The sequence below is a fragment of the Cellvibrionales bacterium genome, from assembly GCA_016713115.1.
GTDB lineage: Bacteria > Pseudomonadota > Gammaproteobacteria > Pseudomonadales > UBA7239 > UBA7239.
In genome coordinates this window covers 120,733-136,235 of record JADJPU010000001.1, presented here as the reverse complement: position 1 = coordinate 136,235, position 15,503 = coordinate 120,733, and the positions used below count along the sequence as shown (strand labels likewise).

The following is a 15,503-nucleotide window of genomic DNA, read 5'->3' as shown; positions in this document are numbered from 1 at the left end:
GGTTGTTTTTAATCGTTGCTTTGCATGGTCTGGTATTGCAGATACAGCATGTACGATGCCCATAAAAATCCTGCACACATCACCACAAGACCAATGCCGAAACTGATTTTTGCCAACGCATAGCAGCTTTGTACGGCATCTAACATCGTAAGGATATTGCCCCAGTCGTGATTGACTTCCGTTGCGCCACCGACAAGCGGGAGGGCGCGATATTCGGCATCGCGGATATAGGGTGCTACATCGATAAAGCTCTGCCCGCACCATGCCAACATGAGCGCTGCAGAAAAATTGTCGTGTTGCTGAAAAGTGAAAACAGCCAGCGGCAGCAAAGGCAATAAAATTTGAAACAAGCTGCCGCCGAGAAACATCATTAGCGTACCAAAAGGGCTAAAAAAGACATGGCCAAATTCATGGAAGGCAAGGTTAATGTTGTGCATGAACGAGCCGCCGATCACTTCCCAGTCAATGCCGTGTATGGCGATGGAACCCCACCAGAGCATGATGGCCGCCAGTAGTGCGATACGCGCCCAGAAAGTTGTAGGGTCTACAGTGCTAGGTGTTGCTGTGAACGAGGCAACAAGGCGTGGAAAAAATCTTTCCTCGTTGCTATCAACGCCGTTAGAAAAAACATCTGAATCTGCTGAAAAATTTTCTTTGTATTCATTGTTTGCATTTTGATGTCGGTCTATCCACTTTTGATAAGCGATGCCGCAGGCAGGGCAGATGCCTTCGTGGATATGCGCGTCACTGGTTTTGCGCTCATAGTGGCATTTCGGACATTGCATTAGATGGCTACCTGTATGGTGAGTGGTTGCAAGTCGATAGCGCGTGACGAGGTGCCCAGCCAGAGTTTGTACTGTCCAGCATGAATAATCCACTGCTGCTGCTCGGTGTCGTAACGCGCTAATTTTTGCACAGGGATGCTTAGCGAAATGTTTTTTTCTTCGTTTGGGTGGAGGAATATTTTTTTAAATGCCATGAGCTTTTTTAATGCGGTAGGTTCTTCAGCAGGATTTTCCTCGCCGATATAACACTGCACCACTTCGCTGCCGTTATGTGCGCCGATATTGCGGATGGTAATGCTTGCGGTGATTGTGTCTTGCGCGCTGTAAAGTGACTTATCTGTGTGCGGTGTATGGTAGTGAAATTGTGTGTAAGAAAGCCCAAAGCCAAAAGCAAAGGCAGGCGTTTGTTGCTGTTTGTCGCACAAGGTGTAGCCGTGAAAATAATCGTAGTGCGCTGTGCTTGCCCAACAATCAAAAGCGGGCAGTTGATTTTCATGTGCGGGAATGGTGAAAGGCAATTTGCCTGATGGGTTCGCTTCACCAAACAGAATGCGTGCCAGCGCGTTACCGCCCTCCATGCCGAGATAACCGGCATGCAAAATAGCGGCGGGTTTTTCTTGCCAGTTGTTCATCATCACGGCGCTACCGGAAACCAGTGCGACAACTGTGTCGCGATTAGCGGTGCAGACGCGTGTAATCAGTTGTTGTTGCTGCGTGTTGAGATGCAGTGAAGCGCGATCACCGCCGCGAGGCACTTTGGGATTGGCGACGGGTTTGCGATTAGAGGTGAGATTTTCACCTTCGTCTTCTGCGTGATAACCGGCTACTAAAAGCACAACCGTGGCGGTACTGGCAATGCGTTCAGCGTTGGCAATATCACTGCCATCACAGTACGCAATATGAATATTGTCTTTTGCGTATTGCTGTAAGCCAGCAAGAAATGTGACAGCGTGAGGCGGCGATACGCGACTGCTGCCGTGATCGCCCAAGCAGGGTAGTGCGGCCAGTTCGCCGATCACGGCAATAGTCTTTCCTGTGAGCTGCTGTTTGCTCCACGGCAAGACGCCATTATTTTGCAGCAGTACAACAGATTGTTCTGCCGATTCTTGCGCTAATTGCCTGTGTTGCAGACAGGCAATGATGTCGCGCGGTGGCTTTGCTGTGTTCAGTTGTGATAGCCAGTGCAGTTTTTTTCGCAAAATACGCCGCACGCTGGTGTTGATGGTTTCTTCTGATACATCGCCGTGTTGTACGGCTTTTGCTAAGCGCTTGCCATAAAAATGCCCTCGTGGCATTTCAATATCCATACCAGCGCGCACAGGTTTTACGGTTTCATAAATTCCCCACAACCAATCCGATGAAACAAAGCCGTCGAACTGCCACTGCTCGCGCAGTATGTCGTGCAGTATATGGCGGTCGTGTCCGCAGTATTCGCCGTTGATTTGGTTGTACGCACTCATTAAAGAATCTACGCCATTTTCTACCAGTGTTTTGAAGTGTGGTAGATAGACTTCGTGTAATGATTTTTCATCTATATACACATTTAAATAAAAACGAGAATTTTCAATGCTATTGACGGCAAAATGTTTGGCGCAAACCATGACGCGTTGCGATTGCACGCCATGCATCAAGGCTGTGCCCATTGCGCTGAGGTGGTGTGAATCTTCGCCATAGGTTTCTTGTGCGCGCCCCCAGGCAGGGTGGCGCAATAAATTTACACACAAACCAGCAAAATAATTAGCACCACTGGCGCGCGCTTCCGCGCCTATGGCTGCGCCAATGCGTTGCTCCAGTGCGGCATCAAAGCTTGCGCCGCGCGTCATGGCGGCAGGAAAGCAAGTAGCGTTACCGATAACCACGCCGCGCGGTCCATCGGTAAACGAGAGCGGTGGAATATGCAGGCGATCGTTTTTTCCGGCATACATATTTGGAAAGCGTTTGAGTAAAAAAACGAAGAATCCCAATTTCAGTAATGCAAAATTGCCGCCATCACCAGACATCTGTGCGATTTTTTCAGTTAGCGACATTTTTTCTAATAATGTTTCTACAGCATGATCAATTTGCTGTGCATTCATCGACTGCGGCCAATGTACCGCATAGGATTCAATATCTGTGGGAGCAAACAGCGTTTTAAGTGTTTGCCACACGCGCATCAGAATTGCCGCGCGATGATGTAATGCGCCAATTCACGCAGCAGCATGCCTTTATCACCAAAATCGTTCAAAGCGGTGATGGCGTCGTCGTACAAAGTTTTTGCGTGTTGTTTGGCGACGGCAAGCCCTAGCAAGCTCGGGTAGGTGGACTTATTAAGCGATAAATCAGAACCTTGCTGTTTGCCGAGTTGTTCTGTGCTGCTTTCGATATCGAGAATATCGTCTTGCACTTGGAAGGCGAGACCAATGGCTGCAGCGTAACGATCTAACGCTGCCAATTGTGTTGAGTTGGCGCCGACAGCCAAAGCGCCACAGCGCACGCTGGCACGAATTAAAGCGCCGGTTTTGTGTTGATGCAGTGCTTCTAATTCTTGCAATGCAATTTGACGGTTTTCTGCCTCGAGATCCATGCTCTGTCCGGCGACCATACCCGCCGCGCCAGAAGCCCGTGCCAAGCTCAGTATCAATTCGCAGCGCAACTCAGCAGGCAAAGCCGCTTGTGCTAAGTATTCAAACGCCAGTGTTTGCAATGCGTCGCCAACGAGAATGGCGGTCGCTTCGTCAAACGCGATGTGACAAGTCGGTTGCCCGCGTCGCAAGGCATCGTCGTCCATGGCGGGTAAGTCGTCGTGCACTAAAGAGTAGGCGTGTATCAATTCCAACGCGCAGGCGATGTTGTCGGTGTGTGCAGGCGCTTCGCCCGCAATACTCATGGCTGCGGCGTATACCAGTGTGGCGCGCACGCGCTTGCCGCCATTGAGTGCGCTGTAGCGCATGGCTTGCTTGAGTTTTTGTGCGGGTTCTACTGCGGTAGGGAGAATATTTTCAAGCGCGTTTGTTACGCGCTGCTGGCTTTGCTGCAAAAATTGTTGGAAATCTGTCGTCATGACAAAAATGCTTAGTCGTCGTCAAACGGCTCGCTTTTCAGCGCGCCATTTTTCTCAACCAGTAATTGCACTTTTTGTTCGGCGGCAGCCAGCGTTTGTTGGCATTGTCGCGTCAGGATGATACCGGTTTCAAAAGCTTTTAGAGATTCTTCTAAGCTGAGATCACCTTTTTCCAAACTATCCACCAGCAATTCCAATTTTTCCAGCGAGTTTTCAAGATCTAACTCGCCGTCATTTTTTTTCTTGCCAGCCATGTTGTTTCTCAGGTGGAGAGCAAATCGAGGTTGAGGCGATCAATAATTTCTAATGCTTTGCCGCCGCCTTTTGCTACGCAAGAGAGGGGATCTTCTGCCACGATAACCGGCAAGCCTGTTTCTTCCATCAACAACTTGTCGATATCGCGCAGCAATGCGCCGCCGCCGGTCAACACGATGCCGTTTTCAGCAATATCAGAAGCCAGTTCTGGCGGTGATTGTTCCAGTGCTTGCTTCACTGCTTGCACGATGCCTTGCAGTGGTTCTTGCAGTGCTTCCAGAATTTCATCGCTGTTGAGTGTGAATTGACGCGGCACACCTTCGGCTAAATTACGGCCGCGCACATCAATTTCACGCAGTTCACGACCACCAAATGCACAACCTACTTCTTGCTTGATACGCTCTGCGGTGGCATCACCAATTATGCTGCCAAAATTACGGCGTACATAAGTGATGATGGCTTCGTCAAAACGGTCGCCGCCGATGCGCACAGAGTCAGCATAAACAACGCCGTTCAAAGAAATAATGGCGATTTCTGTAGTACCGCCGCCGATATCAACTACCATCGAACCGTTGGCTTCTTCTACATTTAAACCAGCACCAATGGCAGCGGCCATCGGCTCATCAATCAAACGCACTTCACGCGCACCTGCGCCGAGTGCGGATTCACGAATTGCACGCTTTTCAACTTCCGTTGCTTTACACGGCACGCCGATCAGCACGCGTGGGCTGGGTTTCATGAAGCTGTTTTCGTGCACTTTTTTGATGAAGTGCTGCAACATTTTTTCGGTGATTTGGAAGTCTGCAATCACACCATCTTTCAGCGGACGAATGGCTGTGATGTTGCCCGGTGTACGGCCGAGCATGCGCTTGGCTTCGATGCCAACGGCTTCAACGGTTTTTTGGCCGTTGTGATGACGAATGGCCACTACGGAAGGCTCGTCAAGCACGATACCGCGCCCGCGCGCAAAAATGATGGTGTTGGCCGTGCCGAGGTCGATCGATAGGTCGGTAGAGAACATTCCGCGGAATTTGTTGAGCATGGGAATACCTGGGTTGGGAGGGCAGCGTCATGCTGCCAATAAGGCGCGCAACTCTAACAATGACGGGGGATTTGGGCAAGGTGGCAGGCGCTGTTGTAACGGATTTATACGGCGAAATATGGTATTTTGCCGACCCTTTGCTGCGCCCCCTTTGGGTGTTGCTTGCCGTATTTTGCAACCCATATTTGGAGTATCTCGATGGTCTTTGAACGCCAACAGGTCGAGCAGCTGGCGCGGCTTGCGCGCCTTGGGCTGGATGATGCGGTGCTGGCGCGCACCACGCAGAGTTTGGGTGATGTGCTGACCCTTATTGACCAGCTGCAGGCCTTGGATACGGCGGGTGTAGAGCCGATGTCACACCCGCTGGATGCCGTGCAGCGCCTGCGCGCCGATGTGGTGAGTGAACCCAATCAGCGCGATGCCCTGCAAGCGATTGCCCCCGCTGTGGCAGACGGCTTGTTTCTCGTGCCTAAAGTGATTGAGTGAGACGAGCGATGACAGCCATTCATGATCTCACCGTTGCGCAGCTCGCCAAAGGTTTGGCAGAAAAACAATTTTCCAGCCGCGAAGCGACACAGCAATTTTTAGATCGCATCGTGCAGCACGATAAAACTTACAACAGTTTTATCACCGTGACGGCGGAACAGGCCTTGGCAGAAGCTGATGCAGCCGATGCGCGTCGCGCCGCAGGCAATGCGGTGTTTTTGACGGGTGTTCCATTCGCGCACAAAGATATTTTTTGTACGCAAGGTGTGCGCACCAGTTGCGGTTCAAAAATGCTCGACAACTTTATTGCGCCCTATGATGCAACTGTAGTAGCGAAATACCGCGAGCAGGGCATGGTGATGCTCGGCAAAACCAATATGGATGAATTCGCGATGGGTTCCTCCAACGAAACCAGTTTTTACGGCGCGGTAAAAAACCCTTGGGATATCAATTGCGTCCCTGGCGGTTCATCCGGCGGCAGTGCGGCGTGTGTCGCCGCGCGTTTAGCGCCTGCAGCAACGGCGACTGACACCGGCGGTTCGATTCGTCAACCCGCCGCCTTATGCGGTATTACCGGTTTGAAACCCACTTACGGCCGCGTGTCGCGCTGGGGCATGATTGCGTTTGCTTCCAGTCTCGATCAAGCGGGGCCGATGGCGCGCACCGCAGAAGATGTCGCCTTGTTGCTCGGTGCAATGGCGGGTTTTGATGCCAAAGATTCCACCTGTTTAGAGCGCGAAGTGCCGGATTACAGCGCAACGCTCAATAGCGACTTAACCGGTTTGAAAATTGGCGTACCGAAAGAATATTTTGGGGCAGGTTTGAACGCGCAAACCGCCGAGCGCGTGCAAGCAGCACTGCGTGAATATGAAAAACTCGGCGCCACTTTGGTGGAAATTTCACTGCCGCATTCGCATCTCGCTGTGCCAGCTTACTATGTGATTGCGCCGGCAGAATGCTCGGCAAATTTGTCGCGCTTTGACGGTGTGCGTTACGGTTATCGCTGTGAGAATCCGCAAGATTTGTCGGATTTATATTGTCGTTCACGCGCCGAAGGTTTTGGCGAAGAAGTGAAGCGCCGAATTCTCGTCGGCACTTATGTGTTGTCTGCCGGTTTTTACGATGCGTACTATCGCAAAGCGCAGCAAGCACGCCGTTTGATGCAGCAGGATTTTGTCGAGGCATTTAAACAAGTGGATGTCATCATGGGGCCAACTTCACCATCGCCGGCGTTTGCCTTTGGCGCGAAGGGTAATGATCCAGTGGCGATGTATCTCGAAGATATTTATACGATAGCCACCAATTTGGCGGGCTTGCCCGGCATGTCGCTGCCTTGTGGTTTGGTGGATAACAAACCTGTGGGTTTACAAATCATCGGCAATTATTTTGATGAGGCGCGCTTGCTGAATGTGGCACATCGCTTCCAACAAGTAACGGATTGGCATATGCAGCAGCCAACAGGAGTTGCCGTATGAGTTGGGAAACAGTCATTGGTTTAGAAATTCATCTGCAACTCGCCACAAAAACCAAAATTTTTTCTGGCAGCTCGACAGCATTTGGCGCGGAACCCAATACACAAGCCTGTGCCATTGATCTCGCTCTGCCCGGTACGCTGCCTGTATTAAACGAAGAAGCCGTGCGCATGGCGGTGATGTTCGGTTTGGCAATTGATGCCGAGATTCCACAGCGTTCGGTATTTGAACGCAAAAATTATTTTTATCCTGATTTGCCGAAAGGCTATCAAACCACGCAGTTGGCTGAGCCGATTGTGGGCGCGGGGCATGTTGATGTCACCTTGTCGGATGGCAGCGTGAAGCGCGTGCGCATTCACCACGCGCATTTGGAAGAGGATGCAGGAAAATCTCTGCACGAGCTGTCTTTTATAGACGGCGCGGGCATGAGCGGCATAGATTTGAATCGTGCAGGCACGCCGCTGATAGAAATCGTCACCGAACCGGATATGCGCAGCGCAGAAGAGGCCGTGGCATTTGCGAAAAAATTGCACAGCATCGTTACCACGCTGGGTATTTGTGATGGTGAGATGTCGCAGGGCTCGATGCGTTTTGATGTAAACATTTCGGTGCGTAAGTTAGGCGCGCCACTGGGTACGCGTACAGAAACTAAAAACTTAAATGCATTTCGCTTCATGGAAGACGCCATTGCCTACGAAGTGGAACGCCAAATTGAAGTGATTGAAGATGGCGGCAAAGTGGTGCAGGAAACTCGGTTGTATAACGGCGATACCAAAACCGGCCGCTCCATGCGCAGTAAAGAAGAAGCCAACGATTACCGCTATTTCCCTTGCCCAGATTTGTTGCCCGTGGTGTTGGATAGCGATTACATCAGCGCATTGCGTGCGGCGCTGCCGGAATTGCCGGATGCTAAGCAGGCGCGTTTTGCGCAGCAGTATGGGTTGTCAGATTACGATGCCGGTCAGTTGAGCGCAGAGCGCGCCACAGCCAATTTCTACGAGCAAGTGGTTGCCGCGTGTAGCGATGCCAAACTCGCCGCCAACTGGGTGATGGTGGAGTTGCTCGCCGCGCTCAATAAAAATGGTTTGGATTTGGCGCAAAGTCCTGTGTCGGCTGCGCAGTTGGGCGGCATGATTGCGCGCATTAAAGACGGCACGATCTCCGGCAAAATTGCCAAACAAGTATTTGAGTTGTTGTGGAATGAAGGCGGTAATGCCGATGCCATCATCGAAAAACACGGTTTGAAGCAGGTGTCGGATTCGGGTGCTATCGAAAAAATTGTCGATGACATCATTGCGAGTAATCCGCAACAGGTGGAGAACTATCGCGCTGCCACAGAGGACAAACGCCCCAAAATGCTGGGTTTTTTTGTCGGTCAAATCATGAAAGTTTCACAGGGCAAAGCGAATCCACAGCAAGTGAATGAAATTCTGTTGAAGAAATTACTTTGAATTTACGCAAGAGTGCAAACAATGACTGAGCCAGTTATCGTTAAGAAAAAGACAAGAAAGTTGTCGAAGATGAACACCGTACCGATGAGCAGGTGCGTGAATTACTGCATGTGCTGCCGCCGGCAGGTTTTGATGCGGATTTTCACGCGCTGCACAATGCATATAAATGTTTAAAGCCAGATGAGTTTGAAGTGTTTGTTGTATCTTTCAAAGAGGCGGGTAGAAATTTGGCAGCAAAAAGCCCCTTCGGTGAAACGATCGTGGATTTAATCAAGCAACATCGCCACGGCGCAGAGTACTTGCCGGCGTTGCAGTAAGTTGAGCAAGTGATAGGCATAAAAAAACCGGCTTAGCCGGTTTTTTTATGCGTGTTGCACCACAACGCCTTAGCGGCGTGTGAACACAATCGGCATGTCATCGCTAGGTTTAGGCAGCGGGAAGGTCTGCATGTACACATCCGGTTTGGCATGACGCGCTTCAAAATCGTAACGCTTCATGAATTTGAACAGGAAGTTGCGGTATTCCATCTGCGCAAAGTGCATGCCGATGCATTTGTGTGCGCCACCGCCGAAAGGGTGGAACTGGAACTGGTGTTTTTTGTGCTCGGCGCGTTCTGGCGAGAAGCGCTCTGGATCAAATTTGAATGGGTTGGTCCAATACTCTTCCATCCAATGCGTGAAGCGCGGTAGCGTCAACACCATGGTGTTGGCCGGTACGCGATGTCCTGCCATTTCGCATTCGCGAATAGTGCGGCGTGGTACTGAAGGCACAGAAGGACGAATGCGCTGCACTTCGTTGAATACCATCTGCATGTAAGGCAGTTTTTCTTGGTCTTCCCACAGCAGGCCGTCGAGGTCGATAGAATCAATTTCTTGCTGCAATTTTTTCTTGATCTCTGGATTGCGCGCCAAGTAGTAAATGGTGTGCGTGATGGCGGCGGTGGTGGTGTCGTGTGCAGCAAACATCAAGAAGATCGCTTGGTTGGTTACTTCTTCTGGTGAGAAGAAGTCGCCGTTTTCATCGGTGGCGCGGCTGAAAACACTCAGCATGTCCATGCCATCGCCACGGCGCTTTTGATCGATCATCGGGCGGAAAAAGTTTTGCAATCTGTTTTTGCCTTTCATGCCCGTGTGATACACAAAACCGGGGATATTCCATGGCACTAAGTACATCAAGCCTTTGGTTGCATCGACAAAAGCATTGTTGAGATAGCTCACGCGATCACTTTTGTATTCGGTTTCACCGGCAAAAATTTCAGCGGCAACGATCAGCAGCAGCTCTTTAATGTAGGTAAAGAAAGGAATGGTTTTGCCTGCGTCGGCATCCCATTCATTCAGTGCGCGGTCATAGATGCGGTTAATTTCACGCGTGTAGTGTTGCAGTGCTTCATTTTTGAATGCGTTTTGTACGATACGGCGCTGGTGTTTGTGGTGATCGAAGTCCTCCATGATGAGGCTGCCTTCGAAAAACTTTTGCACGCGATCGCCAAACCCCATCTTGGAAGAGAAATTGCGATCAGTGTCGAGCAATATTTGTTGTGCCAAATCGGGGCCCATCGCCAGAACGGCGCGCATACCGATCGTTGAAACCCGTTGCAACGGGCCGTATTTTTTGAAGCGCTCCTGCGCCCAAATGAATGGGTCTTTAACATAGCCAAAAGTATTGCCAACCACCGGCAAGCCGTAATCGCCTGGAATATGATCCAAGTCGTTGCAGTTAGGCTGATGAATGTAATCGCCGTACGGTTGAATAATTTTAGCCATGAGTTCACTCCTTACAGATGGCGAGCATCATAAGGAGTGCGGAGCTTGTTACCTATCCGATATTCGTCGGGTATGCCGCTCAGCCAAGGCTAGCGGCGACGCATCACGATGGGCATATCATCATCAGGCTTAGGCAGCGGGAAGGTCTGCATATAGACATCCTGTTTGGTATGGCGCGATTCAAAATCAAAGCGTTTCAGGAACTTGAACAGGAAGTTACGGTACTCCATCTGCGCGAAGTGCATGCCTATGCACTTGTGCGCCCCGCCACCGAATGGGAAGAATTGGAAGGCGTGTTTCTTGTGTTCGGCGCGTTCGGGTGAGAAACGCTCAGGGTCGAACTTGGCCGGGTTGCTCCAGTACTCCTCCATCCAATGTGTAAAGCGCGGCATCACAAATACCATGGTATGCGCAGGGACTTTGTGGCCAGCCATCTCGCACTCGCGAATGGTGCGACGCGGAACCAGTGGAACAGAGGGGCGGATGCGTTGTGTTTCGTTGAATACCATCGACATATAAGGCAGTTTTTCTTGGTCTTCCCAGAGCAGACCATCCAGATCCACGGAATCGATTTCCTTCATCAGTTTCTCTTTGACTTCAGGATTGCGCGCCAAGTAGTAGATGGTGTGCGTGATGGCAGCCGTGGTGGTGTCGTGCGCGGCAAACATTAAGAAGATAGCTTGGTTGGTAACTTCTTCGGCGCTGAAGTATTCGCCAAACTCGTCTTTTTCACGACTGAAAAGACTCAGCATGTCTTTGCCATCGCCTTTGCGTTTTGCGTCAATCATTGAACCGAAGAATTGTTGCAAAAACTTTTTGCCTTGGATGCCTCGGTGGTAAGTGGTGCCTGGGATGTCCCACGGTACGAGATACATCACGCCGTTGACGGCATCCAGAAACGCTTTATTTAATTGGCGTACGCGTTCGCCTTTGTAATCGGTTTCGCCGGCAAAAATTTCCGCGGCGACCACCAACAACAAATCTTTGATGTACATGAAGAAAGGGATAGTTTTGCCGACATCCGCGTCCCACTCGTCGAGTGCACGGTCGTAGATGCGATTAATTTCACGCGTGTAGTGTTGCAGTGCATCGTTTTTAAACGCGTTTTGTACGATGCGACGCTGGTGTTTGTGGTGCTCGAAATCTTCCATGATCAAGCTGCCTTCAAAGAAGGTTTGCAGGCGCGTGTGGAAGCCCATTTTGGAGGAGAAATTGCGATCCATATCCAGCATAACCTGCTGCGCCAAATCAGGCCCCAGTGCCAGCAGACCGCGCACGCCGGTGGTCTGCACGCGCTGCAGCAAGCCGAATTGTTTGTAGCGTTCCTGTGTCCAGATCAGCGGGTCTTTCAGGTAACTAAATGTATGGCCAATCAAGGGCAGGCCGTAATCACCTGGGATGTGATCCAGCTCGGTGGCATTGGGTTGATGTATGTAATCGCCGTAAGGTGTAATCACTTTTGCCATGCAAAAATCCGCCCGTGTATAGAGGTAGAAGGAGTGTGGAAAACGGCTCCATTCTAGGCGCGGGGTTTTGATGGAAAGATGTGCTAGGTCAAAAAGTTGTGGGTTTTTAGTTTGATCGAAATCAAGGCAGCTCGCCCAGCTCGCGCAGGGTTTTGCGCATCAGCTCCAGTTCAATGAGTCGTGTTTGGTGGGTGAACTTTTTATTCCATTCGGTATAGCGTTTTTCAAAAGCCTCTAAGGGCACTTCTGTGTCTTTGATGCCGATGCCGACGATAGTTTGCGGAAAATAATCCGGCCCGTACCAGCCGACATGCGCTTGGCGGAATGGTTTTAGCAGTGAGCGAAATGCATCGGGCGTGTAACGCCAAAAGTCATTAGGCGTTTCATGAATAAAGAAATCCAACACGGAACTCATCACCAGCAAGCCACCGGGTTTCAGAATGCGATAGATTTCTGACAGAGCTTGGTGCGGATATTCCACATGCTCCAGTGTGTCCATTAAAAAAACGGTACCGGCGGTGTTATCGGGCAAATCGATGTGGTGCAGGTTCAGCACTTTATCCACGCCTGGGCCGGCGCGCATATCGCAGCCGACAAACACTTTGTCTGCAAACAACGGACGCAAATCCGTTTCTTGGCCGGAGTCTTCCACTTGGTATGCGCCGAACTCATAAATAGGTTCGGCAATGGGCAGCGTCTCCAGCACGATATTGATGTATTTCCACAGCGACTTGCGCATTTATATTTCCAAAAATTGAGTGACGATCTGCCAAGTGCGCGCACGGATGCTAGTGCTTTCATTGGCGAGATGATGGCGTGCTTCAGCAAGATAATGCAACTGTGCGTTGGGTATTTTTTTGCAGATAGTGGGAATGTTGTAGCGCCAGTCTACGGTGTCGTCCAATTCGCCTTGCAAAATGAGCGTGGGAATAGCAATGGCGGGTTGTTTAGAAAAGCGGCGTAGCCAATTTTTCATGGCAGTGACCCAGGCGACGGTGAGGTAGCGCGGTTGCAGTGGATCTTCATAGTGGCAGAACTGTAAAAATGCCTGATTAGAGGAATTAGCGCGAAAATTTCTGGGGATGTATTGCACAAAATGGCGCAGCGTGAGGTACAGCGCGTGTGCTTGTGGCTGCCAGTGATGGGGGCGTAGCAGCGGCGAAAACAAAATCAGTTTCTGAATGCTGTTGTTAAAACCGGACATTTGAAAATTCATCCACGCGGCACAGCCTGTGCTTGGTCCAAATCCCAGTGTGATTGGCGGTAATTTTTTATTGGCACTGGCTACAAAAACGGCGTGTATAGCTTGTGCGTATTCGTCAAAATCGTGGATCACGGCGCGCGCGCCGGAGGACAAGCCGTGGCCAGGTAAATCAAACGCAATCACCGCAAAGTTTTTTTTCAGCAGGTAGTGGATGACATGGTGATACAGGCCGACATGATCAAAATAGCCGTGTACAAGCAATGCTGTTTGTTGCGCATTCTCTGGTAGCCAATACTGCACAGCGAGCGTATGTATGCCGCTGGCAACAGAGCCGATGCGGTGTGGCGCAGGCAGCTGATCTAATTGATAAAAATGGCGGTATTCCTCAAAGCCTTCCGGATTGGAGTCCAGCGCCACATCAAATTGTAGTGGTGTGAGGGCAGTTTTGAGCGGGAGGAAGCTTTGCATGACGACAGTTTATCTCAGGCATTGAGACGGCAACTTTGATACCTTTATATTCCTTATGGGAATATAAATATGAAATTATATTCTTTTTGGTTTTTTGTGGGTGCGTATATCGTGCGCAGCCACTGAGCAGACATTATCCGGCGGTTTTCCATGAAAGACAGCAGACAAGATGAAAGTAATAGCCTAGCGGCAGTAACCGATGATAGCCGAGTGCTGGTTGAAGTGAGCAAGGCCTTGACGGGTTTGCGGTATGGCTCGATCGAGATCATGGTGCATGACGGCAAAGTTACCCAGATTGAGGCCAAGAAAAAGATCCGCCTGAACTGATAGCAACGCATTCTGACCTACCGGGTTGTACCGGCGGTTTTATACACAACCACTTGAACACTCTCGGCTGACCGGACCACCGGAAGTCGAATTTCCTCACCACTATTGGAGATTCGACTATGAAACCCTTTACCCGCCATCGTGCCGCATTGACGGTATCTACCCTTGGGCTAATTTTTGCAACGCTATCCGGCAACGGCTACGCGGCCAACGGAGAAATTCCTCCAGAAGTGCTGAAACAATTGCAAGACTTGGCCAAACAAGTTGAGCAGTTGCAGAAGCAGGTGATTAACCAACGCAATCATGCTGTGTCGAATGATGGCAACGGTGAGCTTGATGCGTTGCGCCAAAAAGTGTTGGTGCTGGAACGAAAACAAGAGCTTGCTGCTGCTGATGCCGCTGAGCTGAAGAAAAAAACGCCAGTTGTTGTGGCTGGGGATAAGGGCTTCGGTCTGAAATCGCCAGACGGTGCCTACGAGATCAAACTGCGCGGTTTATTGCAGGCTGATGCGCGCATTTTTAATAGCGGTATCAAAGGCCTACATGCATACACCGGCGACACAGCAACGCAAGTGCGCGATGCCGACAATGCCACACGCACTGCGACAGATAATTTTTTAGTGCGCCGCGCGCGAATCTCGCTGGAAGGAACGCTGGGAGACACTTACGGCTTTCGTATTACGCCTGACTTTGGCTCAAACGGCTCAACACTGGTTGATGGATATATCGATGCCAACTACAGCCCTTATGCCAAGGTTCGTGTGGGTAAATTCACGCCGTCATTAAGTCTTGAGCGCTTGCAGAGTTCCTCCGATACCAAGTTCAACGAACTGGGTCTCTCCAGTAATTTTCTGCCGAGTCGTGATATCGGTGTTCAGTTGAGTGGTGATGTTTTCAACAAGACGCTGAATTACGCCGTTGGTTATTTCAACGGTGCGAATGATGGGGCGAATGGAGATATCGATCCGAATACCGACAAAGAACTGGTGGCGCGTGTATTTGCGCAACCATTTGCCAATACACCGGGTTTCTTACAGGGATTGAGTTTCGGTGTGGGGGTTAGCAGTGGCGATGCGGTAGGCGCCAATGGCAACCCTTTATTGAGTAGTTATCGCTCGTCGGGACAAGAAAATATTTTTAGCTACCGCACTGACACCAGTGTCAGCAACACAGTGTTGGCCAACGGTACGCGCGACCGTTTGGTTCCGCAGTTCTCCTACTACAACGGTGGTTTTGGCATTACCGGTGAGTATGTGGATGAAAAACAAGATACCAAGCGTGTTTACGGCACGGCGCTGAACCAAACGCGTGAAGAGCAAATCAATCATCAAGGTTGGAGTTTAACAACTTCATATCTGCTAACTGGAGAAGAGGCTTCATTTAAGGGTGTGAAGCCCGCGAAGAACTTTGATCCAGCGAAAGGCGGCTGGGGTGCCTGGGAAGTGAAGGCACGCGCGAGTTCATTGGATATCGACAAGCGCGCTTTTTATGACAGTCGCGGCGTGCTGGGTGGTACAGATTCTTTTGCACAAGCTACGCGTTCAGTACAAGGAGCGGATAACTGGGCTGTGGGTGTGAATTGGTACCCAAACAGCAATTTGCGCATCTCATTGGATTATGAAAACACGGCATTTGACTGGGGTGGTGGCGGCACATCGCTGGATCCGCAGGATCGTGATGATGAGCGTTTGTTGCTTGGTCGCGTGCAGGTTTCGTTCTAATTGTAAAAAACTGTTAGTAAAAA

At 50.5% G+C, this 15,503-nt stretch carries 15 protein-coding genes; 6 read left to right on the top strand and 9 right to left on the bottom strand.

Annotated elements, in window-relative coordinates:
* Positions 1 to 8 precede the first annotated feature (8 nt).
* Genes IPK30_00650 through IPK30_00630 form a run of 5 tightly spaced genes read right to left on the bottom strand, consistent with a single transcriptional unit; the run spans position 9 to position 5,122 of the window.
* On the bottom strand, positions 9 to 785 hold the full coding sequence (locus tag IPK30_00650) for a hypothetical protein (protein MBK8101846.1): 777 nt from the start codon (positions 783 to 785) through the stop codon (positions 9 to 11).
* On the bottom strand, positions 785 to 2,938 hold the full coding sequence (locus tag IPK30_00645; protein ID MBK8101845.1) for a glycoside hydrolase family 3 C-terminal domain-containing protein: 2,154 nt from the start codon (positions 2,936 to 2,938) through the stop codon (positions 785 to 787). Before IPK30_00645 ends, IPK30_00650 begins: the two co-directional genes overlap by 1 nt.
* Positions 2,938 to 3,825, bottom strand: coding sequence for a (2E,6E)-farnesyl diphosphate synthase (gene ispA / locus IPK30_00640; GenBank protein MBK8101844.1), 888 nt, complete (start codon positions 3,823 to 3,825; stop codon positions 2,938 to 2,940). Before ispA ends, IPK30_00645 begins: the two co-directional genes overlap by 1 nt.
* 11 nt (positions 3,826 to 3,836) lie before the next feature.
* The gene (locus tag IPK30_00635) at positions 3,837 to 4,079 is read right to left on the bottom strand and encodes an exodeoxyribonuclease VII small subunit (GenBank protein ID MBK8101843.1); all 243 of its coding nucleotides are present in this window, start codon (positions 4,077 to 4,079) and stop codon (positions 3,837 to 3,839) included.
* An 8-nt stretch (positions 4,080 to 4,087) separates the two neighbouring features.
* The gene (locus IPK30_00630; protein MBK8101842.1) at positions 4,088 to 5,122 is read right to left on the bottom strand and encodes a rod shape-determining protein; all 1,035 of its coding nucleotides are present in this window, start codon (positions 5,120 to 5,122) and stop codon (positions 4,088 to 4,090) included.
* 198 nt (positions 5,123 to 5,320) lie between these two features.
* Between IPK30_00630 and gatC the strand changes: the two genes are divergently transcribed.
* The 4 genes from gatC to IPK30_00610 all read left to right on the top strand — a co-directional run bounded on the left by gatC (position 5,321) and on the right by IPK30_00610 (position 8,848).
* Complete coding sequence (gene gatC / locus IPK30_00625) at positions 5,321 to 5,608, top strand: Asp-tRNA(Asn)/Glu-tRNA(Gln) amidotransferase subunit GatC (protein ID MBK8101841.1); 288 nt, start codon at positions 5,321 to 5,323, stop codon at positions 5,606 to 5,608.
* Between the two features lie 17 nt (positions 5,609 to 5,625).
* Positions 5,626 to 7,083, top strand: a complete 1,458-nt coding sequence (gene gatA, locus IPK30_00620; protein ID MBK8101840.1) for an Asp-tRNA(Asn)/Glu-tRNA(Gln) amidotransferase subunit GatA — start codon at positions 5,626 to 5,628, stop codon at positions 7,081 to 7,083.
* Positions 7,080 to 8,531: an Asp-tRNA(Asn)/Glu-tRNA(Gln) amidotransferase subunit GatB gene (gene gatB, locus IPK30_00615; protein ID MBK8101839.1), complete on the top strand. Its 1,452-nt coding sequence runs from the start codon at positions 7,080 to 7,082 to the stop codon at positions 8,529 to 8,531. Before gatA ends, gatB begins: the two co-directional genes overlap by 4 nt.
* 92 nt (positions 8,532 to 8,623) lie before the next feature.
* Positions 8,624 to 8,848 carry a PA4642 family protein gene (locus tag IPK30_00610; protein MBK8101838.1) on the top strand — a complete coding sequence of 75 codons (225 nt, stop codon included), beginning with the start codon at positions 8,624 to 8,626 and terminating at the stop codon, positions 8,846 to 8,848.
* Between the two features lie 69 nt (positions 8,849 to 8,917).
* Here IPK30_00610 and IPK30_00605 read toward each other — a convergent pair whose 3' ends face one another.
* The 4 genes from IPK30_00605 to IPK30_00590 form a co-directional block, all read right to left on the bottom strand.
* Positions 8,918 to 10,294 carry a cytochrome P450 gene (locus IPK30_00605; GenBank protein ID MBK8101837.1) on the bottom strand — a complete coding sequence of 459 codons (1,377 nt, stop codon included), beginning with the start codon at positions 10,292 to 10,294 and terminating at the stop codon, positions 8,918 to 8,920.
* An 89-nt stretch (positions 10,295 to 10,383) separates the two neighbouring features.
* Positions 10,384 to 11,760, bottom strand: a complete 1,377-nt coding sequence (locus tag IPK30_00600) for a cytochrome P450 (protein ID MBK8101836.1) — start codon at positions 11,758 to 11,760, stop codon at positions 10,384 to 10,386.
* Between the two features lie 121 nt (positions 11,761 to 11,881).
* A complete protein-coding gene (locus IPK30_00595) occupies positions 11,882 to 12,499 on the bottom strand; it encodes a methyltransferase domain-containing protein (protein MBK8101835.1) in 618 nt (205 codons plus the stop codon).
* Entirely contained in the window at positions 12,500 to 13,432 is a 933-nt protein-coding gene (locus tag IPK30_00590) for an alpha/beta hydrolase (protein ID MBK8101834.1), read from the bottom strand. It lies immediately after the preceding gene.
* A gap of 150 nt (positions 13,433 to 13,582) precedes the next feature.
* On the opposite strand from IPK30_00590, the gene IPK30_00585 reads away from it, so the two are divergent.
* A complete protein-coding gene (locus IPK30_00585; GenBank protein ID MBK8101833.1) occupies positions 13,583 to 13,759 on the top strand; it encodes a YezD family protein in 177 nt (58 codons plus the stop codon).
* Positions 13,760 to 13,878: 119 nt separating this feature from the next.
* The gene (locus IPK30_00580; protein ID MBK8101832.1) at positions 13,879 to 15,480 is read left to right on the top strand and encodes a porin; all 1,602 of its coding nucleotides are present in this window, start codon (positions 13,879 to 13,881) and stop codon (positions 15,478 to 15,480) included.
* Positions 15,481 to 15,503: the final 23 nt, after the last annotated feature.